This is a genomic window from Pseudomonas wadenswilerensis (assembly GCF_024749185.1).
Classification (GTDB): Bacteria; Pseudomonadota; Gammaproteobacteria; order Pseudomonadales; family Pseudomonadaceae; genus Aquipseudomonas; species Aquipseudomonas wadenswilerensis.
This window is the reverse complement of sequence record NZ_CP087191.1, coordinates 699,399-726,087: the sequence shown is the minus strand read 5'-3', so window position 1 is coordinate 726,087 and position 26,689 is coordinate 699,399. Positions and strand designations below refer to the sequence as shown.

Genomic DNA, 26,689 nt, shown 5'->3' with positions numbered 1-26,689 from the left:
GGATCTACACCTGCACGGGCTGCAAGCGCGAAATCACCTCAAACAAAAACGACCCATTCCCCCCTCAGAATCATCATCAACACACAGCAGCGCAAGGCGCGGTCAGGTGGAAACTGAATGTTCGGACCAACACTACTGGTGAGTAGGTAAAGCCTCAAGGTTCGGGACTCACTCTAAAACTGAGTCCCCGAATTTCTTCCTAAGATTCAGATTTGAAGGTTCGTAACGAGCGCCTCAGTGGCTCTCAACGCGCCCACAAAGCAAACCCTTGAGCATTTCAGCAATGACCATTACCGGGACACCTGAGCCATAGATATCAAAGGTGACCGTTCCCGAAGCGTGCCCCATTACAGCCTGAGCATGAGCAGTAGGAATGCCCCTAACTTGCATCAGAGAGGCCAGTGAGTGACGCAATGAATGGAAGGTCAGGCCAGACTTGAAGGACTCCCCGAGGGCTTGAGGGATAGCTTGCTGATTCGCCCACTCTCCCGCAGTCTTGTAGCCAATCTGAGCCAGCCTTTCAGAGCCATTATGTTTGCACTCCTCGACATACTTCAGGAACGCTTGAAGGTCGAATCCGTAGGCGCCATCAGTCAACGGCACCAGCCTCTCACTTCGCTTGTTCTTGATGGACTTACCCTCACCTGCCTCATTGATGTGGATAACGACAATGCCTGACTCAAGGGTCTGAATGTCGCTAACGCTCAACTGAGAGATCTCATTAAGGCGCCCACCCGTGATGATGCCCAGACTCAGTAACCAGCGTTTCCATGATGTATCAGGGAGCTCGTTAGCGTAGGTCATGAGGCTGCCTATCTGGTCTTGAGAGAACGCTCTACGGGTGGACTCAAGACCCTTGGTCAGCTTGAGTTTCTTATCGTATGACTTGAGTAAGTGACCATTCTCAACCGCCCATGTAAGAACGGCAGATAGCTTGATAATCAGCTTGTTCACAGTAGAAGCCATACGCCCCTCTGAGAGACGATCCCGAAGGGCCACAAGATCAGCCCTTGAGTGGTTCCTTAGGTCAAGCTCTCCAAGTTGAGCCGAGAGAGTGTTATGGCAGACTTTGGTTTCCTTGAGAGTAGAAGCCTTTTGGTCCTGCCCACGGTCAGCCAAGTAGAGACCCGAGAGAATCTCAAAAGTCATCGAAGGAGTTAAAACAGATACAGACGAAGGGACAACCTCCCCCGCTTGCCCGTGACTGCCTTCAAGGTCCCGAATGATCTTCACCAAAGGTACGGAGTCGCCTTGTAGTCTTGCCTGAGCAGCAATCATCACCTGCTTAGCGTTCATCACATGTTCGTGCTGATCGACACTGAGCGGCATCGTGGCAGCGATCTCAGCGAGGTTCGTCTTCACGTCTTCGTAAAGGTCGCCCCAGTCACGCAACGAATGGACCTCATGAGCTGTAGACAGCAGATTCTCAGCCATCCACAGCAGATGCTCCTTCAGCTCGCTAAAGGTCGCCTTGGGATGATCCAGATGGAATGCCTTAATGGTCTCTGCAAGTCGTTGTGAAGCGTCCATAGCGGCTCGTCTATCGGTAGTCTTAAGGGAAACGGACGCAGATTGAGTGGTGCTGCCAGTTTCGCGGAGGCGCAGATAGTAAATGCCGTTGCGTCGATAGTGGTAGAGCTTGGCGAGCCGGGTAGTCGGCCTCAGATGAACGGCAAAACTTGTGACAGCACTTGTGACAGGACGACGCTCTGCAAGGATGTTCATGGCGGTTAGCCCCCGAATTCATTGGGTTAACCTTTCTTTCCTTGCAATTCTGGATGTACTGCCGCGAGGACTTGAGGAAGTTGAAGCGGATTACCCTGTTGTGGGATTACATCCGCGAAGTCACCGAGCGCAACACCCCGCTGCTGATGGGCGAGTCGCGCACGATGAGCTTTGCCGACTGATCAGTCGGAGGCGACCACGATCGACACCCGGCGGTTTTCCAGGCGCCCGGCGCGTGTGTCGTTGCTGGCCACCGGCTCGCTGCTACCGAGGCCGCGGGTTTCGACGTTCTCGGGGCGCATGCCGATGCCCACCAGGACATTGGCTACGCTCTGCGCCCGACGTTTGGACAGTTGCTGGTTGTAGGCGGCCTTGCCCGAGGCATCGGTGTGTCCGTCGACCCGCACGCGCTGGATGTTCACCGACAGCAGCGACTTGCCTATGCGCTCGACGATAGTCCTGCTCTGGGCGTTGAGGGTGTCGACATCGCTGCCGAACAGCACTTTGCTCGACAGGCCGAACTCCCAGCCTTCATCGGTGAGCTGGAAGCCCTCTTGCTTGAGCAGGGCAATCTGTTCGGCGGTCAGGCCCTTGGGCGGCACGCTCTGGCAGCCGCCCAGGGCGAACAGCGCCAGGGCCAGGCAGATAAAGTGAAAACGTAAACGTTGGCTCAGGTGAATCACGGTTCAGCTCCTGTTTTTTACGTGTTGGGCAGAGCGCTCCGTCTCTGCCATTTGCCCCTGGCCGCGCAGATTGCGCTTGGCCTGATACATCGCCGCATCAGCGGCATTGAGCAGGTCTGACGGCGTCAGGCCGTCATCGGGGAAATAGGCAATGCCGATGCTCAGCGAGGTGACGATGATCTGCCCTTCGCCCAGGCGGATCGGCAGTTTCATGCTGGCGGCAATCTTCTCGGCGATGCGCAGGGCATCGTCGCGCTTGTGCAGCGGCGCCAGCAGCACGGCGAACTCGTCCCCCCCCAGGCGGGCCACCAGGTCATTTTCGCGCAGCTGCGCGCGCACCCGTGTCGCGACGCTGATCAACACCTCATCGCCAGCCGCGTGACCAAAGCTGTCGTTGACCTCCTTGAAGTTGTCACTGTCGAGAAACAGCAACGCCAGGTGCTCCTGGTGTTTTTCCGCATTGCGCAGGGTGCGGCTCAGGCGGCCCTCGAAAAACGCCCGGTTGGGCAGGCCGGTGAGGCTGTCGTGGCTGGCCTGGTGGGCAAGGCTTTCATTCTCGCTCTGCAGGTGGTTCTGCCAGGACTCCAGCTCGTCGAGCAAGGCGTTGAAGTCGTTACCCAGTTCGTTGAGCTCGGCGATCTGCGCCGGCGGCACGCGGCGGTCGAAGCTGCGCTCGCGGCGTGCGGCATGGGCGACATTGGCCAGGCTGCGCAGCGGCCCGACGATATCGCCGAACATTCGCCGCGACAGGTACAGCGCGCTGAAGGCGCTGAGCGCCGTGCACAGCAGGATCCCGGCCAGGCCACTGAGCAGGAAGCGCACCAGGCTGCCGCCCTGCCCCACCAGCTCGATGCGCCCGACCTGCTGGCCCTGGTGCAGCACCGGCAGGATGATTGGTTCTTCCAGCAGGCTGCGGACTATCAGTTGCTCGGCCTGCGCCAGCAAGCCGCTTTCGCTGCGCTGCCAGCGGGCCAACAGCTCGCCGTTGTCGTCGAAGACCTTGGCGTCGGCCACCTCTTCAGCGGCGGCGATCAGCGCCAGCGCCTCGTTGGCCGCGCCAGCGTCGTTGAACACCACCGCCGCTTCAACGGTGTAATTGATCGAACGAGCAATCAGATGCAGGTTGTGATTGGCGTACACGCGCAGGGCCAATACACCGAGCAGCGTCAGGGAGACCCCGGCAAGGCCGACAGCCAATAGCGCGACGCTCAGGTGGCGGCGGCCGAGGACGGCACGCAGGGTCGGGCGCTCGCGCCCCTTGCCAAAGCCGATCATGGTTGCGCCGCCCGCCGCCGCGATAGCTGCAGCACGCTGGGGTGAATGCGCACGCCGCTGCGCGCCACCGAGTCGAGGTTGACGTCAAAGGCCACCTGGCGATCACTGACCCGCAGGCAGAACAGGCTGCCGACCGTACACGGGTCGTCAGCTTCGCTCATGCTCAGGACCGGATGACCGCTCAACGCAGTAAACAGTCGGCTGCGCTCGTCCTGGCTGAGCTTGCCGATATAGATCGCATCGCATTCACTGGCGATGCGCGGGTCGTCGGCCAACAGCCGGCGTACCTGCACCGGCCGGCCTGTGGCCTGGGTAGTCCCCTTGACCAGATCGTCGGCGTATTCGGTCGGGCCGATCAGGCACAGGCGAAGTTGCGCCGGCTCAACCGGCCAGCGTGCATAACTGAGGATACCCAGCACGACCTGGGTCACTGCCTTGGCCCGCTGCTCGGCCAGGTTCGAAGTGGCCTGTGCCTCGGCGCAGGCTTGTGCGCCGAACAGCAACAGCAACGCGCCCAGCAGCGAACGCGTCAGGTTTGTCACACGTCCCGATATCGGGGCGGCCACATTCATGAAGGAAATCTCTTAAAACCACGCAGGATGATGCCGCAACGATAGCACAGAGCCCGATTTTCCAGCGAGGGAGCAGCCTGCCGGCGATCCGGTAAAAGGCCGAATCGTCGTGGTTATACCTGCTCCAGCATCAGCCCCGAGATGCGTTTGACCTTGCGCCGCACCGCGTCCTCAAACACACCCTGACGCGGCTCGATCAAACTAAAGCAGGTCTTGGCCCGGGTGATACCGGTGTAGATCAATTCCTTGGTCAACACCGGGTTCAAGGCATCCGGCAGCACCAGCGCAGTATGGGTGAACTCCGAGCCCTGGGACTTGTGCACGGTCATGGCGAACACGGTTTCGACCTCGTTGAGCCGGCTCGGCAGGACGAAACGCACGCCGCCGTGCCCGTCGTTGCGGGCGAAGGCCACGCGCAGCACCTGCTGCCCTTCATGCTGCTCATCCGGCAGGCGCAGGGCGATGCCGATATCGCCGTTCATCAGGCCCAGGCCGTAGTCGTTGCGGGTCATCAGCACCGGGCGGCCTTCGTACCAGGGCTGTTCGCTGTCGATCAGCCCGGCGGCACCGAGCACCCGGCTGACCCGTTGATTCAGACCCTCGACACCCCAGGGCCCCTTGCGTACGGCGCACAGCAGCTGGAAGGTCTCGAAGCCCCGCAGCACCTGCATGGCCCAGCTTTCCCAGCGCGGGTCATCCACCGGCGTGCCGAGCGGCGGGCGCTGCTGACGGAGGGCCTGCAGGTAGCTGCGATAGCCCTGTGGCCCGTCGCTGCCGCGGCCCAGGCCGTCGAGCAACAAGCGATCGAAGTTGCGGTCCTGTTCGCCGCGCAGGCTCAGGGCGAACACATCGTTGAGTTTCTGGTTGAGCAAGGCCCGCGCCTGCTCGGCGTCCTGGCGGTTGACCAGGCGCGCCAGCTGGCCGATGCCGCTGCCTTCGCCGAAGCGCCGCGAATAGCGCAGCATCACCACTTGCTGCGCCAGGGGATACTGCCCGGAACTGCCCGGCAGCAGCTCGCTGCCGGCCAGGGCCTCACCACTGACCTGCTCCAGCCAGGCCTGCGTCTCGGGGCTGTAGCGCCCGGCTTCGGCATCGCGGCACAGGTCGCCGAGTACCGCGCCGGCCTCCACCGAAGCGAGCTGGTCCTTGTCGCCCAGCAGCACCAGACGCGCATGGGGCGGCAGGGCGCCAAGCAGGTTGGCCATCATTTCCAGGTCGATCATCGAGGCTTCGTCGACGACCAGCACATCCAGCGGCAGCGGGTTACCGGCATGGTGACGGAAATGCCGCGAGCCCGGGCGACTGCCGAGCAGGCGGTGGACGGTGGAGACGTCGGTGGGAATGTTCTCACGGACCTCGGCGGCCACCGCCAGGCGCTCGACCTGCTGGCCGATGGACTCGGTCAGGCGCGCTGCGGCCTTGCCGGTGGGTGCCGCCAGGCGGATGCGCAGTGGCCGGCCAGCCTCGACGGCGGGCGCTTGCAGCAAGGCCAGCAAACGCACCACCGTGGTGGTTTTGCCGGTACCCGGGCCGCCGGTAATGATGCTAAAGGCACTGCGGGTGGCCAGGGCGCAGGCCAGCTTTTGCCAATCCACCTGACCGCTGGGAGCGCCGCCGTCGAACAGTTGCGCCAACCGCGCCGAAAGATCCGCCGGGGTCGGCTCGACCTGCTGCAGGCGCTCGCGCAAAGCGTTGTCGATACGCCGCTCGTAGGCCCAGTAACGGCGCAGATACAGGCGCCGGCCATTGAGCACCAACGGGCGCGCGCTGTCTTCCGCACTGCTGCCGTGGGCCACCAGCCGACTGTGGTTCAGTTGCTGCAGCCAGGTGTCGAGCTCCAGGCGCTCAAGCAGCTGCGACGGCAACAGCAGCGGCCCGGCCAGGGCATCGCCTTCCGGTGGCAGCGACAGGGCGAAATCCGGCTCGGCCAGGGTTTCACCCAGATCCAGGCAGACATGGCCGTGGCCCAACTGATGACTGGCCAGTGCCGCCGCCAGCAGCACCAAGGGTTCGCCGCCCGGGTCGCGCTCACCGAGAAAACTCACAAAGGCCCGGTCCAGGGCACGCAACCAGCCACGCTCGACCCAGCGATCGAGCAAGGCAAGCAGGTCTGCGCCTTTGCTCAGCGGCTCCAGCGCGGCCAGATGGCGGGCATCCAGTGGCGTAGGGAGCAGGTCGTCGAGGCTACGGCTCATGGTGCGTCTCCGAGAAACAGGTCGTGTTGTTGCGGGGTGCTGACACCGCGGAACAGGGCGTCGAGCTGCTCGATCAGCTCGCGCGGGGGCTTGACGAAATACAGGCCGCGGGATGGCGAATCGACACCGCGCAAGAAGACAAACAGCGCCCCGCCGACATGCTGGTCGTAGTCATAACCGGGCAGCCGCGCGCGCAACTGGCGGTGCAGGGCCAGCAGGTAGAGCACGTATTGCAGGTCGTAGCGGTGGCCGAGGATCGCCCCTTCCATGGCCAGTTCGCTGTAGGCCTGGTCATCAGGACCCAGCCAGTTGGATTTGTAGTCCGCCACGTAATAGCGGCCATCGTGTTCGAAGGCCAGGTCGATAAAACCCTTGAACATGCCATTGAGCAGCGCCGGTTGCGCAGCCAGGCGTGCAACGCCCTGGTGGGTGTATTCGCACACCAGTTGATCGAGCCGACCTACATCGACCTTGTGGCTGGCAAACCAGAATTCCATTTCGATCTGGTACTGGCGTAGCTGGCTCAAGGACAACGGCGAACTGTCGGGCGCCAGGGCCATGGGTTGCTCGAGCAATTGCTGCAACCACTGGCTGAGGGTCGGGATCCAGCCGGTCCAGTCGCGGCGGTTGCAGCGCTGGCCAACGGTGCGGGTCAATTGCTCGGGATCGGCGCTGACCTGGGCAAAACCTTCATGCCCGGCCCATTCGAGCAGGCCGTGGAGGAAGGTGCCGGGGTTCGGCCCGCGGGGGAAGCGGTGAATGTCGCCGCTACCGGGCATGACTTCACGCAACTGCTGCAGGTCGGGGCGCTCGTCATCGAGCAGTTGTTGCGCCTGGGAGCTGTCGGCCGCCAGGGTCATGGCCTCTTCGCCGATGCGCAAGGCGCTGTAGGACGCGATCCACCAGTTTTCTGCAGCCCGGCGTTTGGGCTGGCGCGCGGGTAGCAGTTCGGCCTGGTTGAGCGGGGCGCTGTAGGCCTGCTCATCAGGCGCTGGCAGCTCGATGCTGGCGATGGCCGGGCAACCGGCCTGCAAGGCCTGCAGCCAATCGCCCAGCTGGGTCGAGGCTGACAGGGCGCTGCCGCCGCCCAACAGGTAACCCAGGGCTGAACGATGCAGGGTCGAGGTCTTGCCGGCGCCGCGCTTGAGGTCGGCAACGCCGAGCCAGCAGGCATGCTGGGCGCGGGTCAAGGCCACGTAGAGTAGGCGCAGGTCTTCGGCCAGGCGCTCATCGTCGGCCCGGGCGATCTGTTCGGCATCCGGGGTCAGGGTCAGGTGCGCCTGGCCTTCGCTGTCGTGCCAGGCCAGTGGCAAGCGCGAGCCATCCACCGGCTTGCTGGTGCAGATGAAGGGCAGGAACACCAAGGGATATTCCAGGCCCTTGGACTTGTGGATGGTCACCACCTTGACCAGTTGCTCGTCGCTTTCCAGGCGCAGGATCTGCTCCTCGCCGGCCTGGCCGGAACTGGCCAGGTGCTCGCCCAGGTGACGAATCAACGCCTGCTCGCCATCCAGCTCGGTAGCCGCCTGCTGCAGCAGCTCGGCCAGGTGCAGCAGGTTGGTCAGCACCCGTTCGCCATCACTGCGGGCCATCAATACCTGGGGCAGATCGAAGTCATGCAGCAGGCGCCGCAGCATCGGCAGTACACCCTGGCCGCGCCAGATCAGCCGGTACTGGCGGAACTGCATGACCCAGCGCTCCCACACCCGCTCATCCTGGTTCAATTTTGCCAGGGCGCTGAGCGGCAGGTTGAGGGTAATGCTGGCCAGCGCCGCCTTGAGCAGGCGCTCGGCATCCGGCTCGGCGCAGGCTTTGAGCCAGGCCAGCAGGTCATGGGCTTCCTGGGCGGCGAACACCGAGTCCTTGTCCGACAGGTAAACGCTGCGCACATCGCGGGCCGCCAATTCGGCACGAATCAACTGCGCCTCGCGGCCATCGCGCACCAGAATGGCGATATCCGAAGGCAGGCAGCCGCGCAGCGACCGATCGGACTGCACGAAACCACTGCGACCCTGCTGCCCGCCATTGAGCAAGGCAACGATCTGGCTGGCACAGCTGGCGGCCAGTTGCTGACGATAAACAGCGCCGGATACCGGCTCTTCACTGCTCAGTTGCCAGAGGTTGAGTGCGGGTACCGGCGAGCCATCGACCTGCAGCTGCTCGCTGCGGCCCTTGGCCTTGACCTCGAGAAACGGCACCGGGTTGTTGCTGCCGTCGCGGAACAGGAAGGCGCCACGGCCCTGCTCGCGCACTTCGGCCTGCATGAACACATGGTTGACCGCCGTGACCATGGCCTGGCTCGAACGGTAGTTGGTATCGAGGCTGTGCAGGCGCCCGGCCGTGGCCCGCCGCGCCCCCAGGTAGGTGAAGATGTCGGCGCCGCGGAAGGCATAGATTGCCTGCTTGGGGTCGCCAATCAGGAACAGGCCGGTATCGCGTGCGTTCTCTTCAATCCGGTAGATGCGCTGGAAGATCCGGTACTGCACCGGGTCGGTGTCCTGGAACTCGTCGATCAGGGCCACCGGGAACTGTTCACGGATCAGCCCGGCGAGGCGCTCGCCGGCATCACCGTGCAACGCGTGGTCGAGACGCAGGAGCATGTCGTCGAAGCCCATCTCGGCGCGGCGGCGTTTTTCCTGTTCAAAGCGGGCGCCGACCCAGGCAGCAGCGTGCTCGAGCAGACAGGCATCAGGCGTGGGCAGGCCCTGAAGCTGGTCGCGCAGACCCTCCATCGCCTGGAGTGCCGGGTGGACTGGCGGCTCGCCCTTCCAGGCTTCGGTCATGCCGGCACGGGTAAAGCGGCTGAAGCCGGTGCCCAGGTCCAGCTCCAGCGCCTGGTCGTCCTCGGCCCAGGCCTTGAGTTTTTCGCACCAGGGCTCGAAGTAGCGCGCCTGCATCTTGCGCCCGTCAACCTGCTTGGCGGCCAGGCCGTCACGGCAGATCTGCAGCAACTCGCCGGACCATTGCGCCCAGGGCGCCTTGAGCGTGCGCAGCAGTTCAGTACGTTGCTGCAGCACCGCTTCGATCAGCGCCTGGGGCTCTTCCTCATCGCTCTCGATGCGCTGCCGGCCGAACAGCGCGCGGACCCGTGGCAGCAAGGCTTCGGGGCTGACCCAATGGGCGCGAACCCAGGCCAGCGCATCGCCCTGCATGCTGTAGCAGAAGCGTCGCCAGTAATCGCGCATGACCTGGCCGAGCAGGTCACTGTGGTCGGTTTCCAGGGTCTGGGTAAACAGGCTGCCGCTGTCGAAGGCGTGCTCGCGCAGCATGCGTTGGCACCAACTGTGGATGGTCGACACCGCAGCTTCGTCCATCCACTGTGCGGCCACGTCCAGGCGGTTGGCGCACGCCGCCCACAGCGACGGCTCATAGTCATCGCGCAATTGCTGGAGCAAGGGATCGGCTTCGCTCAACTCACCACGGAAGTAGCGCGCGGCTTCTGCCAGGCGGGTGCGGATGCGTTCACGCAGCTCCTTGGTAGCGGCGTCGGTGAAGGTCACCACCAGGATCTGTGGTGGCAACAGCTCGCGGCCAAAGCCCTGTTCACCGCCATGGCCGAGCACCAGGCGCAGGTACAACGCCGAGATGGTGAAGGTCTTGCCGGTACCGGCACTGGCCTCGATCAACTGGCTGCCATGCAAGGGAAAGGTCAGTGCCAGGGGGGCTGGGGCAACACCAAGGCTCATCGAGCGCTCTCCTCTTTCCCCGGCGTCTGCCAGGGCGCTTCGAATATCGGGCGGTACAGGGCCTCGCACCAGCCTTCGAATTCTTCACTGGCACTGAGTGCCGCGAAATCGCTGAACTGTCGGGCCAGCGCGGTGCTTTCGCTGCGCTCGCCGAAGGTGTTCTGACCATCGCCGTCGTAGGCCTTGGCGGCTGCAGCCAGGGCTTTGTCGGCATCGCTCTGGGCCAACCAGGCAAAGGCGGTCTTGACTGCTACCGGGAGCGGCGCATTCATACCCGCCTGGCGGGCCAGCAGCAGATCGCCCAGCAATTCAGCGGCGCGGGCCTGCTCCAGGGGGGCGAGCAACAGGGTGACATCGGTGGCGACCACTGCACTGTGCAATGGCAAACCAACCGCGCAGGCGGCCAGGTGCATGACCCAGGTCGGCGTCAGCCGGTGCCATTTCAGTGTGCGGCCACTGCTGATGCCGTTGGGCAAGGTAGTGATGCTCAGCAGGGATTGATCCTCCCGCTGATAGACCCGGCCCAACCAGCCTTCGAGCTTGAGCTGGCGGTACTCGAAACGGATCGGCAAGGCGTTATCCACAGGCATCGGCCATTGCTGCAGCAACTGTTGATAACGCTGCAACAGGTCGGGCAATGGCTCGATCAACTCGGCCTGCAGGCATTCGCCGAAGCCGGCCAGTGGCAACAGCCCGTAACCCTGCAGGCGGCGGGCCTGGGTGGTAAGCGCCCGGGCGCTGTCATCCGGATCGGCCAGGGCTGCGGCCAGCAGGCTTTCGCTCAGGCTGTAGCGCTGCAGGGCATCGAGGACGAAGGGCTCCTCATCGGCCAGCGGCGCTTGCGCCGACTCGAAAAAGACCTTCAGCCGCTGACTGAAGAAATGCCGCACCGGATGGCGCAGAAAGTCCTGCAACAAGCTCAGCGTCAGCGGTTCATCGCTGTTGTATGGCGGCAGCTCGTCCTCATTGATCTGCTCTTCGCCAGGGAGGTGCAGCGTCCGCCATTCCCGTGCATAACTGAACAGGCTGCTGCCCTTGTGGAAGTAGCGGGCGCTGAACGGCTGCAACGGATGCTCCACCGTCAGGGCATGCAGCAACTGCTCACCTGCATTGAGCTTGCCACCGATCTCGGCATCGGCCAGACGCCAACCCGTAGCCAGATGGTCGCGTAACTGGCCAATCAGCACCGAGGCCGGGCGTTCGCTGTTATCGCGGATGCTGCGCCCGACCCAGCTGACATACAGCTGGTCACGGGCCGAAAGCAGCGCTTCGAGCAACAGGTAGCGGTCGTCTTCACGGCGCGAGCGATCACCCGGACGGTAGTCGCTGCCCATCAGGTCGAAGTCCAGCGGCGGTTGCGCACGCGGGTAGTCGCCATCGTTCATGCCCAGCAGGCAGACCACCTTGAACGGGATCGCACGCATGGGCATCAAGGTGCAGAAATTTACCGAACCTGCAAGAAAACGCTGGGACAAGCGCCCTTGGTCGAGCCCGGCCAGCCAGGCTTCGCGAACCACGGTGAGCGGCAGCAAGTCTTGCAGGCCAACCGATTCACAGGTCTGCAACCAGGTTTCGCGCAGGGTCTGCAGTTGCACCAGCAGATAGTCGTCATGCTCGGTGTCGGCGAGGAAGAACACTTGCAGCAAGGCATGCAGGCGCTCGCCCCACTCGGCAGCAGTTGCCGGTTGGGAAAGTTGCTCGTGAGCGATTTCCAGGGCGTCGAGCAGGGCCACCAACGGGCCGATCAAGGCGGCATCCAGGCCGCCGATTTCATCGAACGGCTCGATACCATCGCAGCCTTCGCCGACACCGACGGCGTAACCCAGCAGCATGCGCCGCAAGCCAAATCGCCAGCTGTTCTGTTCGAGATCCGCCGGCAAGCCGAGGCCCGCGCGTTGCTCGGCGTTCAGGCCCCAGCGAATGCCGGCGCCTTCGATCCAGCGGTGCAAGGTCGGAAGGTCGCTTTCCTTGATGGCGAAGCGCGCACGCAAGGCTGGCACATCGAGCAGGTCAAGGACCTCGCTCACCGCGAAGCGGCTATCAGGTAGCTTCAGCAAGTGCTCCAGGGCAATCAGCAGCGGATCTCGGCCACGCTGGCCCTGGTCGGTCAAGGTGAAGGGGATGAAGCGCGGATCATTGCGGTCCAGTTGGCCGAACACCGCGCGGATGTGCGGCGCATAGGTATTGATGTCCGGGAGCATGACGATGATGTCCCGTGGGCGCAGCGTCGGGTCGGCACTGAAGCGGGCGAGCAACTGGTCGTGGAGGATTTCCACTTCACGTTGCGGGCTGTGGCCGATGTGGAAGCGCACCGAGCGATCTTTGGCCAGGTCGACGTCAGGCCAAAGCTCACGGGTTTCGGCCAGCGGACGCAACTCAAGAATGTCGTCCTGCAACTGGTTGAGCAGTGTTGTCGGGGCGCTGTCGCTGAACAGGTCGATACGCCCGTCGCTGAAGGCTGCGCGGTAGCTGCCAGGGTCGTCATAGCTGTCGAGCAGGTTGATATAGTCGCGGCCTTGCTTGCCCCAGGCGGCGAGCAACGGATGTGCGTGTTGATGCAGGGTTTCGGCATCGATCAGGCTGGGCATGCCCTGCTTGCGTTGCTGGCGCTTGTATTGATGGCGCAGCAGGTCCTTGTCGGCAACGATGTCGGCCCAGTGGTGACGGCAGGGGTTGTGCACGCAGAGCAGCACCTGGCTGAAACGAGCCAGCCCTGCGAGCGCTTCGAGCGCCTGGGCAGGCAGCGACGAAATGCCGAAGACGATAACCCGGGATGGCAAGCCAGGTGGCGCCTCCTGCAGGCTATTGATCCGCTCGATAAAGCGCTGATGGACTCCGGCGCGGCTCTGGGCCATGCCCTCTTCACCGACATCCAGCAACAGGGCGCGCCATAGCTCTGCCTGCCAGCAGTTGGCGGCCGGCAGCGGCTTTGATTCGCCACGGGCGGTATTGAGTACATGGCGGCCGGCGGCCCAGTCCTTGAGCCAGTCGGCCCGATACACCTGATACTGGTCGAACAGGTCGGCAAGGCGTTCGGCCAACTGGTAGCGCTTGCGCAGGTCGCTGTCGTCGGTGAGAAAGCGCTGCAAGGGCTCGAAGTGCGGTTTGTCGATGACTTCAGGCAGCAGGCGCATCAAACGCCAGGTCAGCGGCGCCTTGTCGAGCAGCGACACCTCGGGGATTTCTTCGCGGCCCAGCACCTTGCGGTACAGCTGCCACATGAAACTGCCGGGTAGTTGCACCTCGACTGCGGCGGCGATGCCACAGCCACCTTGATCGTCGTCTTCAGGATCTTCGGCTAGGGCCAGCTTCAGCCACTGGGCGATGCCGTTGCTCTGCACCAGGGCGATTTCGTTTTCCAGCGGTGCCAGCGGGTAACGCCGCATCCAGCTCACCACCAGACTGCGCAGTTCATCCAGGCGATTGCCGTGAACCACCATGAAACCTGGTATGAGTGGGTTTGCGTGCGGCATTGGGCATCCTTGAGGCTGTGCGGGCAGAGGGAAACCTTATCATGCTCGGGGAGCCTGACTGTGTTGTGCAACAGCCAGAAAGACAAAACCCCTACCTGCATACGCAGATAGGGGTTTCGGAATTTAATCTTGACGATGACCTACTCTCACATGGGGAAACCCCACACTACCATCGGCGATGCATCGTTTCACTGCTGAGTTCGGGATGGGATCAGGTGGTTCCAATGCTCTATGGTCGTCAAGAAATTCTGTTGCCAGAAGGTCTTGTTAGACACTCCAGCGAATCGGGTATGTGATGCTTGTGAGTTACAAATTCTCGGCTTTGCAGTCTTCACAACACCGCAATCTGGTCATTCGACGCAAATTGCTTGGGTGTTATATGGTCAAGCCTCACGGGCAATTAGTATTGGTTAGCTCAACGCCTCACAGCGCTTACACACCCAACCTATCAACGTCGTAGTCTTCGACGGCCCTTCAGGGAGCTCAAGGCTCCAGTGAGATCTCATCTTGAGGCAAGTTTCCCGCTTAGATGCTTTCAGCGGTTATCTCTTCCGAACATAGCTACCCGGCAATGCCACTGGCGTGACAACCGGAACACCAGAGGTTCGTCCACTCCGGTCCTCTCGTACTAGGAGCAGCCCCTCTCAAATCTCAAACGTCCACGGCAGATAGGGACCGAACTGTCTCACGACGTTCTAAACCCAGCTCGCGTACCACTTTAAATGGCGAACAGCCATACCCTTGGGACCGGCTTCAGCCCCAGGATGTGATGAGCCGACATCGAGGTGCCAAACACCGCCGTCGATATGAACTCTTGGGCGGTATCAGCCTGTTATCCCCGGAGTACCTTTTATCCGTTGAGCGATGGCCCTTCCATACAGAACCACCGGATCACTAAGACCTACTTTCGTACCTGCTCGACGTGTCTGTCTCGCAGTCAAGCGCGCTTTTGCCTTTATACTCTACGACCGATTTCCGACCGGTCTGAGCGCACCTTCGTACTCCTCCGTTACTCTTTAGGAGGAGACCGCCCCAGTCAAACTACCCACCATACACTGTCCTCGATCCGGATAACGGACCTGAGTTAGAACCTCAAAGTTGCCAGGGTGGTATTTCAAGGATGGCTCCACGCGAACTGGCGTCCACGCTTCAAAGCCTCCCACCTATCCTACACAAGCAAATTCAAAGTCCAGTGCAAAGCTATAGTAAAGGTTCACGGGGTCTTTCCGTCTAGCCGCGGATACACTGCATCTTCACAGCGATTTCAATTTCACTGAGTCTCGGGTGGAGACAGCGCCGCCATCGTTACGCCATTCGTGCAGGTCGGAACTTACCCGACAAGGAATTTCGCTACCTTAGGACCGTTATAGTTACGGCCGCCGTTTACCGGGGCTTCGATCAAGAGCTTCGCGTTAGCTAACCCCATCAATTAACCTTCCGGCACCGGGCAGGCGTCACACCCTATACGTCCACTTTCGTGTTTGCAGAGTGCTGTGTTTTTAATAAACAGTCGCAGCGGCCTGGTATCTTCGACCGGCATGGGCTTACGGAGCAAGTCCTTCACCCTCACCGGCGCACCTTCTCCCGAAGTTACGGTGCCATTTTGCCTAGTTCCTTCACCCGAGTTCTCTCAAGCGCCTTGGTATTCTCTACCCAACCACCTGTGTCGGTTTGGGGTACGGTTCCTAGTTATCTGAAGCTTAGAAGCTTTTCTTGGAAGCATGGCATCAACCACTTCGTCGCCTAAAGGCAACTCGTCATCAGCTCTCGGCCTTAAGATCCCGGATTTACCTAAGATCTCAGCCTACCACCTTAAACTTGGACAACCAACGCCAAGCTGGCCTAGCCTTCTCCGTCCCTCCATCGCAATAACTAGAAGTACAGGAATATTAACCTGTTTTCCATCGACTACGCTTTTCAGCCTCGCCTTAGGGACCGACTAACCCTGCGTCGATTAACGTTGCGCAGGAAACCTTGGTCTTTCGGCGTGGGAGTTTTTCACTCCCATTGTCGTTACTCATGTCAGCATTCGCACTTCTGATACCTCCAGCAAGCTTCTCAACTCACCTTCACAGGCTTACAGAACGCTCCTCTACCGCGTCACCTAAGTGACACCCGTAGCTTCGGTGTATGGTTTGAGCCCCGTTACATCTTCCGCGCAGGCCGACTCGACTAGTGAGCTATTACGCTTTCTTTAAAGGGTGGCTGCTTCTAAGCCAACCTCCTAGCTGTCTAAGCCTTCCCACATCGTTTCCCACTTAACCATAACTTTGGGACCTTAGCTGACGGTCTGGGTTGTTTCCCTTTTCACGACGGACGTTAGCACCCGCCGTGTGTCTCCCATGCTCGGCACTTGTAGGTATTCGGAGTTTGCATCGGTTTGGTAAGTCGGGATGACCCCCTAGCCGAAACAGTGCTCTACCCCCTACAGTGATACATGAGGCGCTACCTAAATAGCTTTCGAGGAGAACCAGCTATCTCCGAGCTTGATTAGCCTTTCACTCCGATCCACAGGTCATCCGCTAACTTTTCAACGGTAGTCGGTTCGGTCCTCCAGTCAGTGTTACCTAACCTTCAACCTGCCCATGGATAGATCGCCCGGTTTCGGGTCTATACCCAGCGACTAAACGCGCTATTAACACTCGCTTTCGCTACGCCTCCCCTATTCGGTTAAGCTCGCCACTGAATATAAGTCGCTGACCCATTATACAAAAGGTACGCAGTCACCTAACAAAGTAGGCTCCCACTGCTTGTACGCATACGGTTTCAGGATCTATTTCACTCCCCTCTCCGGGGTTCTTTTCGCCTTTCCCTCACGGTACTGGTTCACTATCGGTCAGTCAGTAGTATTTAGCCTTGGAGGATGGTCCCCCCATATTCAGACAAAGTTTCTCGTGCTCCGTCCTACTCGATTTCATGACTAAGAGATTTTCGCGTACAGGGCTATCACCCACTATGGCCGCACTTTCCAGAGCGTTCCGCTAATCTCAAAGCCACTTAAGGGCTAGTCCCCGTTCGCTCGCCACTACTAAGGGAATCTCGGTTGATTTCTTTTCCTCAGGGTACTTAGATGTTTCAGTTCCCCTGGTTCGCCTCTTGCACCTATGTATTCAGTACAAGATACTCAGCTTATGCTGAGTGGGTTCCCCCATTCAGAGATCTCCGGATCAAAGTCTGTTTGCCGACTCCCCGAAGCTTATCGCAGGCTACCACGTCTTTCATCGCCTCTGACTGCCAAGGCATCCACCGTATGCGCTTCTTCACTTGACCATATAACCCCAAGCAATCTGGTTATACTGTGAAGACAACATTCGCCGAAAACTTGTAATTACTCACAAATTTTACCTTAGCCTGAACACACACCAGTGAAAGTGCTGTCCAGTCTATCTTTCTATCACATACCCAAATTTTTAAAGAACGATTCTGAAAAAGTTCAGAAATCAATATTCGAGCCGAATATTCATTTCTAAGCTTTGACGTAAGGTGGTGGAGCCAAGCGGGATCGAACCGCTGACCTCCTGCGTGCAAGGCAGGCGCTCTCCCAGCTGAGCTATGGCCCCGTATTGCTACAGGCTGCACCACATGTAATTGGTGGGTCTGGGCAGATTCGAACTGCCGACCTCACCCTTATCAGGGGTGCGCTCTAACCAACTGAGCTACAGACCCAATCGTCTTCTTCAATGAATCAAGCAATTCGTGTGGGAGCTCATAAGACAGCTGATGTCTGTCGATTAAGGAGGTGATCCAGCCGCAGGTTCCCCTACGGCTACCTTGTTACGACTTCACCCCAGTCATGAATCACACCGTGGTAACCGTCCTCCCGAAGGTTAGACTAGCTACTTCTGGTGCAACCCACTCCCATGGTGTGACGGGCGGTGTGTACAAGGCCCGGGAACGTATTCACCGCGACATTCTGATTCGCGATTACTAGCGATTCCGACTTCACGCAGTCGAGTTGCAGACTGCGATCCGGACTACGATCGGTTTTGTGAGATTAGCTCCACCTCGCGGCTTGGCAACCCTCTGTACCGACCATTGTAGCACGTGTGTAGCCCAGGCCGTAAGGGCCATGATGACTTGACGTCATCCCCACCTTCCTCCGGTTTGTCACCGGCAGTCTCCTTAGAGTGCCCACCATAACGTGCTGGTAACTAAGGACAAGGGTTGCGCTCGTTACGGGACTTAACCCAACATCTCACGACACGAGCTGACGACAGCCATGCAGCACCTGTGTCAGAGTTCCCGAAGGCACCAATCCATCTCTGGAAAGTTCTCTGCATGTCAAGGCCTGGTAAGGTTCTTCGCGTTGCTTCGAATTAAACCACATGCTCCACCGCTTGTGCGGGCCCCCGTCAATTCATTTGAGTTTTAACCTTGCGGCCGTACTCCCCAGGCGGTCAACTTAATGCGTTAGCTGCGCCACTAAAATCTCAAGGATTCCAACGGCTAGTTGACATCGTTTACGGCGTGGACTACCAGGGTATCTAATCCTGTTTGCTCCCCACGCTTTCGCACCTCAGTGTCAGTATGAGCCCAGGTGGTCGCCTTCGCCACTGGTGTTCCTTCCTATATCTACGCATTTCACCGCTACACAGGAAATTCCACCACCCTCTGCCCTACTCTAGCTCGCCAGTTTTGGATGCAGTTCCCAGGTTGAGCCCGGGGATTTCACATCCAACTTAACGAACCACCTACGCGCGCTTTACGCCCAGTAATTCCGATTAACGCTTGCACCCTCTGTATTACCGCGGCTGCTGGCACAGAGTTAGCCGGTGCTTATTCTGTCGGTAACGTCAAAATACTCACGTATTAGGTAAGTACCCTTCCTCCCAACTTAAAGTGCTTTACAATCCGAAGACCTTCTTCACACACGCGGCATGGCTGGATCAGGCTTTCGCCCATTGTCCAATATTCCCCACTGCTGCCTCCCGTAGGAGTCTGGACCGTGTCTCAGTTCCAGTGTGACTGATCATCCTCTCAGACCAGTTACGGATCGTCGCCTTGGTGAGCCATTACCTCACCAACTAGCTAATCCGACCTAGGCTCATCTGATAGCGCAAGGCCCGAAGGTCCCCTGCTTTCCCCCGTAGGGCGTATGCGGTATTAGCGTTCCTTTCGAAACGTTGTCCCCCACTACCAGGCAGATTCCTAGGTATTACTCACCCGTCCGCCGCTGAATCGAAGAGCAAGCTCTTCTCATCCGCTCGACTTGCATGTGTTAGGCCTGCCGCCAGCGTTCAATCTGAGCCATGATCAAACTCTTCAGTTCAATACTGCTTGGGTTTTGAGAAAACCCTAAACTTGGCTCAGCAATCTCAAATGACTTACTTTCAAATCTTTCGATTTTTCGTGTAGCCACTTGTGATGCTGATAATCTTTTTGACTATCAGTCTGAACTCACAAGCACCCACACGAATTGCTTGATTCAGTTGTTAAAGAGCGGTTGGTTAAGAGCTTTTCGTCTCAACCGAGGCGCGCATTCTACGCTTTCCTCAGAGCCTGTCAAGCGTTTATTTTGAAGTTTTTCAGAATTTCTCTTTCAACTTCAACCACTTGACTCGCTGCGATCTCTCGTCAGCGGGAGGCGAATTCTACAGCGTTTCAAACCGCTGTCAACTGCCTTTTTCACCGCTGTCGATCTTTCGATCGAAGCCCTTCCGGATGACCCTGGAACCGCTAACTCTTTGAAACTCAAGGAGTTTTCAGTTCCGACTGCGCCGGAAGTGGGGCGAATTATAGACAGATCCACAGGGGCGTCAAGGACTTATTTCAACTTTGTTTCAGCGGCGGCGTTTTAGCTATAAGCCACAAGCTTCAAGCTGCAAGTAGAAGCGCTAGCACCGCGCTCAACTTGCAGCTTGCAGCTAACGCCTTAGAGGCTCGGGAATGCAAACTGCGAGGCTTCATGGCTGGCACGTTGCGGCCAGCGCTGGGTAATGGCTTTGCGGCGAGTGTAGAAACGTACGCCATCCGGGCCATAGGCATGCAGATCACCAAACAGCGAACGCTTCCAGCCACCGAAGCTGTGGTAAGCCACTGGCACCGGCAGCGGTACGTTGACGCCCACCATGCCCACTTCGATCTCATCGCAGAACAGGCGCGCCGCCTCACCGTCACGGGTGAAGATGCAGGTGCCGTTACCGTACTCGTGCTCGTTGATCAGGCGCATGGCTTCTTCCAGGCTGTCCACGCGTACCACGCACAGTACTGGCCCGAAGATCTCTTCTTTATAGATGCGCATCTCGGGAGTCACACGGTCGAACAGAGTGCCGCCGACAAAGTAACCGTCTTCGTTACCGGCAACCCGGTAGCCACGACCGTCGACCACGAGTTGCGCACCGGCAGCCACGCCATCGTCGATGTAGCCCACCACCTTGTCACGGGCTGCCGCGGTAACCAGCGGGCCCATGTCCAGGCCACAGGAAGTGCCGGCACCAATCTTCAGCGCCTTGATCTGCGGCTCGAGCTTGGCGATCAGCGCATCGGCCACCTGGTCGCCAACGCACACGGCCACGGAGATCGCCATGCAACGCTCACCGCAAGAACCGTAGGCTGCACCCATCAGCGCGCTGACCGCATTGTCCAGATCGGCATCAGGCATCAGCACCGCATGGTTCTTCGCCCCGCCCAGCGCCTGGACGCGCTTGCCGCGCTTGGTGCCTTCGGCATAGATGTATTCGGCGATCGGCGTCGAGCCGACGAAACTCAGGGCCTTGACCTCAGGGGCCTCGATCAGCGCATCAACCGCTTCCTTGTCACCGTGCACCACGTTGAGCACGCCTTTAGGCAGGCCGGCTTCGTGCAGCAGTTGGGCGATCAGCAGGGTCGAGCTCGGGTCACGCTCCGATGGCTTGAGGATGAAGCAGTTACCGCAGGCAATGGCCAGCGGATACATCCACAGCGGCACCATGGCCGGGAAGTTGAACGGCGTGATACCGGCCACCACCCCCAGCGGCTGGAAGTCGGACCAGGCATCGATGTTCGGGCCGACGTTGCGGCTGTACTCACCCTTGAGCACTTCCGGGGCGGCGCAGGCGAACTCGACGTTCTCGATACCGCGCTTGAGTTCACCGGCGGCGTCTTCCACGGTCTTGCCGTGCTCTTCGCTAATCAGTTGGGAGATACGCGCTTCGTTCTGCTCCAGCAGTTGCTTGAAGCGGAACATCACCTGGGCACGCTTGGCCGGTGGCGTGTTGCGCCAGGCCGGGAAAGCGGCCTTGGCCGAGTCGATGGCCTGCTGCACGGTTTGCTTGCTGGCCAGGGCGACCTTGTGGATAGCCTGGCCAGTGGACGGATTGAAGACATCGGCGGTGCGTACGTCGGCAGCCACCAGCTCGCCGTTGATCAGGTGTTGAACAGTGCTCATGCAGAACTCCAGAAAGAGGGTATGCCTGGGCGCGAGATCACTCGCGCCCGCTTCTTATATATAGAGGGACGATCAGTCGACCTGGTTGATGGCTTCGCCGACCGCATCGAACAGACGATCCAGTTCCTGCGGCTGGCTGTTGAAGGTCGGGCCGAACTGCAGGGTGTCGCCGCCGAAGCGCACATAGAAGCCGGCTTTCCACAGCTTCATGGCAATCTCGTACGGACGCACGATGGCATCGCCGTCACGGGCGGCAATCTGGATCGCACCGGCCAGGCCGTAGTTACGGATGTCGATGATGTTCTTCGCCCCCTTGACCCCGTGCAGCACCTTCTCGAAGTGCGGCGACAGTTCGGCGACCGATTGCACCAGGTTTTCCTTCTCCAGCAGGTCCAGCGCGGCAATCCCGGCGGCGCAGGCGACCGGGTGTGCCGAGTAGGTGTAGCCGTGGGGGAATTCCACCGCGTATTCCGGGGTCGGCTGGTTCATGAAGGTCTGGTAGATCTCGCTGCTGGCGATCACCGCGCCCATCGGGATGGCGCCGTTGGTGACCTGCTTGGCGATGCACATCAGGTCCGGGGTAACGCCGAAGGCATCGGCACCGAACATCGAGCCCATGCGGCCGAAGCCGGTAATGACTTCGTCGAAGATCAGCAGGATGTTGTGCTGGTCGCAGATTTCCCGCAGGCGTTTCAGGTAACCCTTCGGCGGCGGCAATACACCAGCGGAACCGGCCAGCGGCTCGACGATCAGCGCGGCGATGTTCGAAGCATCGTGCAGCTCGATCAGTTTGAGCATTTCATCGGCCAGGGCGATACCGCCCTCTTCCGGCATGCCCTTGGTGAAGGCATTGCCAGGCAGCAGGGTGTGCGGGATGTGATCGACGTCGAGCAACTGGCCGAACAGCTTGCGGTTGCCGTTGACGCCACCCAGGCTGGTACCGGCGATGTTCACTCCGTGATAGCCACGGGCACGGCCGATCAGCTTGGTCTTGGTGGCCTGGCCTTTCAGGCGCCAGTAGGCACGGACCATCTTGACCGCAGTGTCAGCGCACTCGGAACCGGAGTTGGTATAGAAGACGTGATTGAGGTTGCCCGGGGTCAGGTCGGTGATCTTCTCGGCCAGCTGGAACGACAGCGGGTGACCGAACTGGAAGGCCGGCGAATAATCGAGCACGCCCAACTGGCGTGATACGGCTTCCTGGATCTGCTTGCGGGTGTGACCGGCACCGCAAGTCCACAGGCCGGACAGTGCGTCATAGATCTTGCGACCCTTGTCGTCGGTCAGGTAGCTGCCTTCGGCGGCGACGATCAGCCGGGGATCGCGCTGAAAATTGCGGTTGGCGGTGTAGGGCATCCAGTGGGCGTCCAGCTTGAGCTGGCTGGCCAGACCGACAGGAGCGTTTTCAGGCAGATTCATCGGACAAGTCCTCGCAAGGCAATTGGGCAGCGACAAGTGTTGTTGCGACTAAATTGGCATGGCCGTAAGGTCTGGAAAATCCTGCTTTTCCGATCTTTGGTTTGCCTTTCGCTAAACATTTACCGCCTGGCGTCATGTTGAATGCCGGTCGACTGAGCGACTCCGAAAATTCCCTCACCAATCAATTAGTTGCGAAAAACCGCCGTGCGGCGATGTGCATTTACTTACAGCCACGATAGAGGAGTCTCACTCTATCTGTCGCAGAACCTCTCTTGTTCGAAGCCATCGCGCCTCCCAGTATTTCCTAAGACCTACAGCGCTCACGTACAGGCAACTTCTGATAGTTCCACTACAGGAGCGTATGAACGCGCCCTTCGGCCGGTCGCTGCAACAACACGCGCACCATGGACTGCCTTGCGCATGTGCTACGCCATGAACAATCACGATAAGGAAATCCTTTGAACCCTGTAATCCTGTTCTCGCCCGCGAAAATCCTCCTGCAGCACTCGGAACAAGAATGGTTGAACGTGCTGGGCAACAATTCGCTGATTTACAGCGACTTGTCAGCCAAAGCAGCGCTGGACCAGCAGTTCCCCACCCTGAGCGAGTCTTTCAGGCTTTACCCCAACTTCAATGAATCAGCGCTAGTCGAACTCGATGCCCTGGCGGCGGCGAGAGCGCTAGGCACTCACACGGTAGTTGCGCTGGCAGAAGTCGACTTGCTGCGTGTGGCGCGCATCAAGGACCGTCTCAATGGTTCGCGTACACGCTATGAGGCCATGACTCTGCTGTACCGTGACAAATTCCTCATGAAGCAGAGGCTCGCAGAGCATGGCATTCGCATCAATCCCATGGCGATGGTCGGCTCGGCGTGCGAAATCAACGATTTCATCGAGCAGTACGGCTACCCGGTGGTGGTCAAGCCTCGTGATGGACGAGGTTCGGGGGGCGTACGGGTGCTACGCGACGTCGACGGCTTGCGCGACTACCTGCAACAGCAGGACGGCACAACGCTGCACAATCTGATGGTCGAAAAGTACCTCGATGCACCGTTGCTGAACGTTAATGGGCTCTACATCAACGGCAACCCGGTGATTATTTCCCCGGTACGCTCGACGATTACCTGCCTGGACTTTCTTGACGGACAAAGCCTCGGTTTCCAGATGCTGGCCGAAAGCAATCCGCTGCATGCGCAGTGCGTGAAGCTGACCCGAAGCATCATCGAGCAGGCATTGCCAAACCTGGGCACCCTGCTGTTCCACCTTGAAGTGTTTCTCGACGGCGACGACCTCATCGTCTGCGAAATCGCCTGTCGCCTGGGAGGCTGCTGCATCAATCAGGAATTGACCGAAGCCTACGGGTTGAATCCGCGTCTGACCCTGATCGATGCCGAGCGTGGCGGCAAGTCGGCGTCGTTGAAGTCGCTGCTGCCACCGCGCCACTTGCTCGGCCAACTGAACGTACCGCCGCGCACAGGCAAGCTGATCGACTTCCCGGCATCTATCGACTTGCCCTTCATTCGCTATTACACGGTCACTGCAAAAAAGGGCACGGATTATTCCGGAATGCAAATGACCAATGGCGAAATCGTCTCGGCGATTGTCGAGGGCAACAGTGAGAAAGAAGTCAGCGACCATCTCGCCCAGTTCGACAGCTGGGTCAGGGATACCTTCGTCTGGGCGTAAGCCGGTATCCCTTTGAACAACGACATCAGGCAGCGCCCACCGGCGCTTGCCTGTAATCGGACGCCGACTGACGGATACCCCGCCAGCCGGTCTTTGTCACCTGTCATGACCTGGCAGGTCGATACCAGGCAACGGGCGTTATCGCGCCCGCAGCAAAACCACATCTAAAGGATTGGATATGGGCAAGGTAGCAGTCGTTGGGCTGGGCTATAGCGGTGCGATCATTCTGGAACGGTTGAAGCACCTGACGCCAGCACTCAGCATTGATGTGTTCGATACAGCCGGTAGCAGCGGATCGGGCCAGGCTTATCAGCAAGATATTTTGAGCAACCTGGTCAACCGCCCCGCCAATTTGATGTATCTGCGCGAACAGGGCGACTTCAAGCAGTGGTTGCAGACCCGTGGCATGGCCCAGTCCAATGGTTATCAACCGCGCCCGGTGTTCGGCAAGTTCATCGAAGAATCAGTGCAGTCTTCGCTGCGCGAGCACTCATCGATTCAGTACTACCGTGAACATATCACCGGAATGACTTCGTCCCGGGGGCGCTATGATCTCAGCACCGCATCGGGTGAACGCCCGGGATACAAGGCCGTCGTGCTGGCAACCGGCAATGCCGAGCCGACCGACTTTTATCGGCTAAAGGGGGCCCCGGGATACATCAACAACCCCTACCCGACGACTCGCCTTGCCGAGATTCGCTCCGACAGTATCGGCGTGCTCGGCAATCAACTGTCAGCCATCGACGTCGCACTGACCCTGCTCGATGCCGACCCTGGCAATCATGTGACCATGTTGACCCGCAGCAGCAAGATTCCCAACTACAGCGAAAGCTATCAGCCGCGAGCACTCAAGGTACTGACTGAACACGCCATCAGGCATCGCCTGCGCTTTGGTGGCTCGGCATTGAAGACGGTGCGGGCGATGTTCGACGAAGAGCTGGAGGCGCAGGGCATCGACGCCACCCTCGATGACCTCATGCGCGATCACACCCAGGCCTCGGTGGCCCGCGAGGATATCTACTCGGTGTTCTCTTCGACCAACCTGATCGTGCCGATGATCTGGAACCTGCTCTCCGAGCGCGAAAGGAAGGTATTCGTCGGACGCTTCCGGGGTGCCTGGAGGCAATTGCGGGTTCCCATCCCCAAGGAAAACTGGATCAAGATTCACCAGCATATGCATTCGGGACGCTTGGCTTGTCGAACCGGATTATCCGATGTCAGCGTGACACAAGGCGGCTTCCTGGCACGCGGGCGTGATTTCAATTGCAGGTTCTCCAACGTGGTCAATGCCACGGGCGCTGGCGATGCGATGCAAGGTGCGCTCTACAAGAATCTGGCTGCATCCGGTATTTGTATCCAGCATCAATACGGTGGGATCGACGTGCGTTATGACGATTGTCGCGTCATCAACCACCAGGGGCCGTCTAATATCTTTGCCATTGGCGCTCCGACCACGGGTGTGTTCTATGCCGTCAGCAATATCGACGTCTTGCAGATGCAGGCTGAAACCATCTACCGCAACCTTCGTGCATTGAGCACTTGAGCCTATGAAAACCTTCGTGTGTTTGCTGATCGCTGCTTTGACTGGTACTGCCCTGCAGTACGCTGGCGTGCCCCATGGCCTGCTACTGGGCTCGATAGTGGCGACGGCAATTGTCGTCAGCAGGTTCAATGTGGCTCCCCGGCTGCGCTTCGGCCTCGGCTATGTGCAGATCGTCCTGGGCATTGCCACCGGCCTGATGTTCGAGGCCTGGGACAACCAGACAGTGGCAACCATGCTGCCGAGCCTCGGCTTGTTACTTCTGTGCCTGACAACGCAGATTGCCGTGGCTGCACTGTGGTTGCTGAAAGTCTCGGCATGGAACCTCAAGGATTCACTCCTTGCCGTCTACCCGGGCGCCTTGGCGGCGGTGTTCGATCTGCTTGAGTCTGAACGCGCATCCAGCAAGGTGATCGTTGTGCACCTGGTACGACTGCTGTCGATCACGCTGCTGGTGAGCCTGTGCATACCGGCAAGTGCCGGAGCGCACGTAAGCGCGAGCAGTCCATTGACGTTCATTACCGCGTTGACCCTGCTGTCGCTGATCGCTCTGTGCATTGTGCTTGGCCGCCTGCTGTTGAAAGTCGGTGTTCCCGCACCTTTCATGCTGACCGCGATCATCGCCTCGGGGATCTATGTGAAGCTTGGGCTGTTGCATGCTTTCCACATGCCGCAATGGAGCGTCGATGGCGCCGCGCTGATCCTCGGCGTGATGATTGGCGCCAGGTTCAGGGAGATCAGCCTGGCAGAACTTGTTCGTCACGGTCGGGCCGGGCTGATGTCCGTGGGCCTGATGCTGCTGGTCGCCGCTGCCTTTGCCGGGGTCGCCGCCCGGGTGCTGGACAACGACCCTTTTGCCTTATGGCTGGCGTACATGCCCGGCGCCATCGAGACCATCGCCATCGTCGCCTTCAGCGGCGGGCTGAATGTGGTATTCATCCTGACGCATCACCTGCTGCGGATGGTCGTGCTGCACTTCGCTCCGGCCCTGCTCGTTCAGGCCCGTCGCTGGCGCGAGAATGTCTGATGAGGGTATGTTGTGAGCCTTCACTCCCCTCCAGTGCAAAGGC

General features: G+C 59.7%; 12 protein-coding genes, 2 tRNA genes, 3 rRNA genes and 1 pseudogene. 4 read left to right on the top strand and 14 right to left on the bottom strand.

Translation table 11 applies throughout. From position 1 onward, the window contains the following. Window positions 1-234: 234 nt before the first annotated feature. On the bottom strand, window positions 235-1,725 hold the full coding sequence (locus LOY45_RS03195; RefSeq protein WP_258578732.1) for a tyrosine-type recombinase/integrase: 1,491 nt from the start codon (window positions 1,723-1,725) through the stop codon (window positions 235-237). Between the two features lie 11 nt (window positions 1,726-1,736). Between LOY45_RS03195 and LOY45_RS03190 the strand changes: the two are divergent. Then, a pseudogene (locus tag LOY45_RS03190) lies at window positions 1,737-1,907 on the top strand (LysR family transcriptional regulator); the annotation flags it as partial. Here the strand turns inward: LOY45_RS03190 and yfiB are convergent. The 13 genes from yfiB to aptA form a co-directional block, all read right to left on the bottom strand. Then, entirely contained in the window at window positions 1,908-2,399 is a 492-nt protein-coding gene (gene yfiB / locus LOY45_RS03185) for an outer membrane lipoprotein YfiB (protein WP_267954413.1), read from the bottom strand. A gap of 12 nt (window positions 2,400-2,411) precedes the next feature. Beyond that, window positions 2,412-3,683 (bottom strand): diguanylate cyclase DgcN/YfiN, encoded by a 1,272-nt coding sequence (dgcN, locus tag LOY45_RS03180; RefSeq protein ID WP_258578731.1) that lies wholly within the window; start codon window positions 3,681-3,683, stop codon window positions 2,412-2,414. After that, on the bottom strand, window positions 3,680-4,255 hold the full coding sequence (gene yfiR, locus LOY45_RS03175; protein ID WP_258578730.1) for a regulatory sequestration protein YfiR: 576 nt from the start codon (window positions 4,253-4,255) through the stop codon (window positions 3,680-3,682). The genes dgcN and yfiR overlap by 4 nt, the downstream gene beginning before the upstream one ends. 113 nt (window positions 4,256-4,368) lie before the next feature. Then, window positions 4,369-6,450 (bottom strand): exodeoxyribonuclease V subunit alpha, encoded by a 2,082-nt coding sequence (gene recD, locus LOY45_RS03170; protein ID WP_258578729.1) that lies wholly within the window; start codon window positions 6,448-6,450, stop codon window positions 4,369-4,371. Continuing rightward, window positions 6,447-10,136, bottom strand: a complete 3,690-nt coding sequence (recB, locus tag LOY45_RS03165; protein ID WP_258578728.1) for an exodeoxyribonuclease V subunit beta — start codon at window positions 10,134-10,136, stop codon at window positions 6,447-6,449. The genes recD and recB overlap by 4 nt, the downstream gene beginning before the upstream one ends. Next, entirely contained in the window at window positions 10,133-13,609 is a 3,477-nt protein-coding gene (gene recC, locus LOY45_RS03160) for an exodeoxyribonuclease V subunit gamma (RefSeq protein ID WP_115088876.1), read from the bottom strand. The genes recB and recC overlap by 4 nt, the downstream gene beginning before the upstream one ends. Window positions 13,610-13,736: 127 nt before the next feature. Further along, window positions 13,737-13,852, bottom strand: a 5S ribosomal RNA gene (rrf, locus tag LOY45_RS03155). Window positions 13,853-13,988: 136 nt separating this feature from the next. Then, window positions 13,989-16,879 (bottom strand): 23S ribosomal RNA (locus LOY45_RS03150). 214 nt (window positions 16,880-17,093) lie between these two features. Further along, window positions 17,094-17,169, bottom strand: a tRNA-Ala gene (locus tag LOY45_RS03145). A 29-nt stretch (window positions 17,170-17,198) separates the two neighbouring features. Further along, window positions 17,199-17,275, bottom strand: a tRNA-Ile gene (locus LOY45_RS03140). 66 nt (window positions 17,276-17,341) lie between these two features. After that, window positions 17,342-18,878 (bottom strand): 16S ribosomal RNA (locus LOY45_RS03135). Together the 16S, 23S and 5S rRNA genes with 2 tRNA genes alongside form the textbook arrangement of a ribosomal RNA operon. 603 nt (window positions 18,879-19,481) lie before the next feature. Next, window positions 19,482-20,975 (bottom strand): CoA-acylating methylmalonate-semialdehyde dehydrogenase, encoded by a 1,494-nt coding sequence (locus LOY45_RS03130; RefSeq protein WP_115088904.1) that lies wholly within the window; start codon window positions 20,973-20,975, stop codon window positions 19,482-19,484. Between the two features lie 72 nt (window positions 20,976-21,047). Then, window positions 21,048-22,394: an omega-aminotransferase AptA gene (aptA, locus tag LOY45_RS03125; RefSeq protein WP_258578727.1), complete on the bottom strand. Its 1,347-nt coding sequence runs from the start codon at window positions 22,392-22,394 to the stop codon at window positions 21,048-21,050. A 458-nt stretch (window positions 22,395-22,852) separates the two neighbouring features. Between aptA and LOY45_RS03120 the strand changes: the two genes are divergently transcribed. The 3 genes from LOY45_RS03120 to LOY45_RS03110 all read left to right on the top strand — a co-directional run bounded on the left by LOY45_RS03120 (window position 22,853) and on the right by LOY45_RS03110 (window position 26,646). Next, the gene (locus LOY45_RS03120; protein ID WP_115088906.1) at window positions 22,853-24,079 is read left to right on the top strand and encodes an ATP-grasp domain-containing protein; all 1,227 of its coding nucleotides are present in this window, start codon (window positions 22,853-22,855) and stop codon (window positions 24,077-24,079) included. A gap of 178 nt (window positions 24,080-24,257) precedes the next feature. Further along, window positions 24,258-25,622, top strand: a complete 1,365-nt coding sequence (locus LOY45_RS03115) for an FAD/NAD(P)-binding protein (protein WP_233674693.1) — start codon at window positions 24,258-24,260, stop codon at window positions 25,620-25,622. A 4-nt stretch (window positions 25,623-25,626) separates the two neighbouring features. After that, window positions 25,627-26,646, top strand: coding sequence for an AbrB family transcriptional regulator (locus tag LOY45_RS03110; RefSeq protein WP_115088910.1), 1,020 nt, complete (start codon window positions 25,627-25,629; stop codon window positions 26,644-26,646). Window positions 26,647-26,689 lie beyond the last annotated feature (43 nt).

Coding starts and splice junctions, on each gene's coding strand:
- LOY45_RS03195 (WP_258578732.1), bottom strand. CDS start 1,725: ATGAACATCCTTGCAGAGCGTCGTCCTGTCACAAGTGCTGTCACAAGT.
- dgcN (WP_258578731.1), bottom strand. CDS start 3,683: ATGATCGGCTTTGGCAAGGGGCGCGAGCGCCCGACCCTGCGTGCCGTC.
- yfiR (WP_258578730.1), bottom strand. CDS start 4,255: ATGAATGTGGCCGCCCCGATATCGGGACGTGTGACAAACCTGACGCGT.
- recD (WP_258578729.1), bottom strand. CDS start 6,450: ATGAGCCGTAGCCTCGACGACCTGCTCCCTACGCCACTGGATGCCCGC.
- recB (WP_258578728.1), bottom strand. CDS start 10,136: ATGAGCCTTGGTGTTGCCCCAGCCCCCCTGGCACTGACCTTTCCCTTG.
- recC (WP_115088876.1), bottom strand. CDS start 13,609: ATGCCGCACGCAAACCCACTCATACCAGGTTTCATGGTGGTTCACGGC.
- LOY45_RS03130 (WP_115088904.1), bottom strand. CDS start 20,975: ATGAGCACTGTTCAACACCTGATCAACGGCGAGCTGGTGGCTGCCGAC.
- aptA (WP_258578727.1), bottom strand. CDS start 22,394: ATGAATCTGCCTGAAAACGCTCCTGTCGGTCTGGCCAGCCAGCTCAAG.
- LOY45_RS03115 (WP_233674693.1), top strand. CDS start 24,258: ATGGGCAAGGTAGCAGTCGTTGGGCTGGGCTATAGCGGTGCGATCATT.
- LOY45_RS03110 (WP_115088910.1), top strand. CDS start 25,627: ATGAAAACCTTCGTGTGTTTGCTGATCGCTGCTTTGACTGGTACTGCC.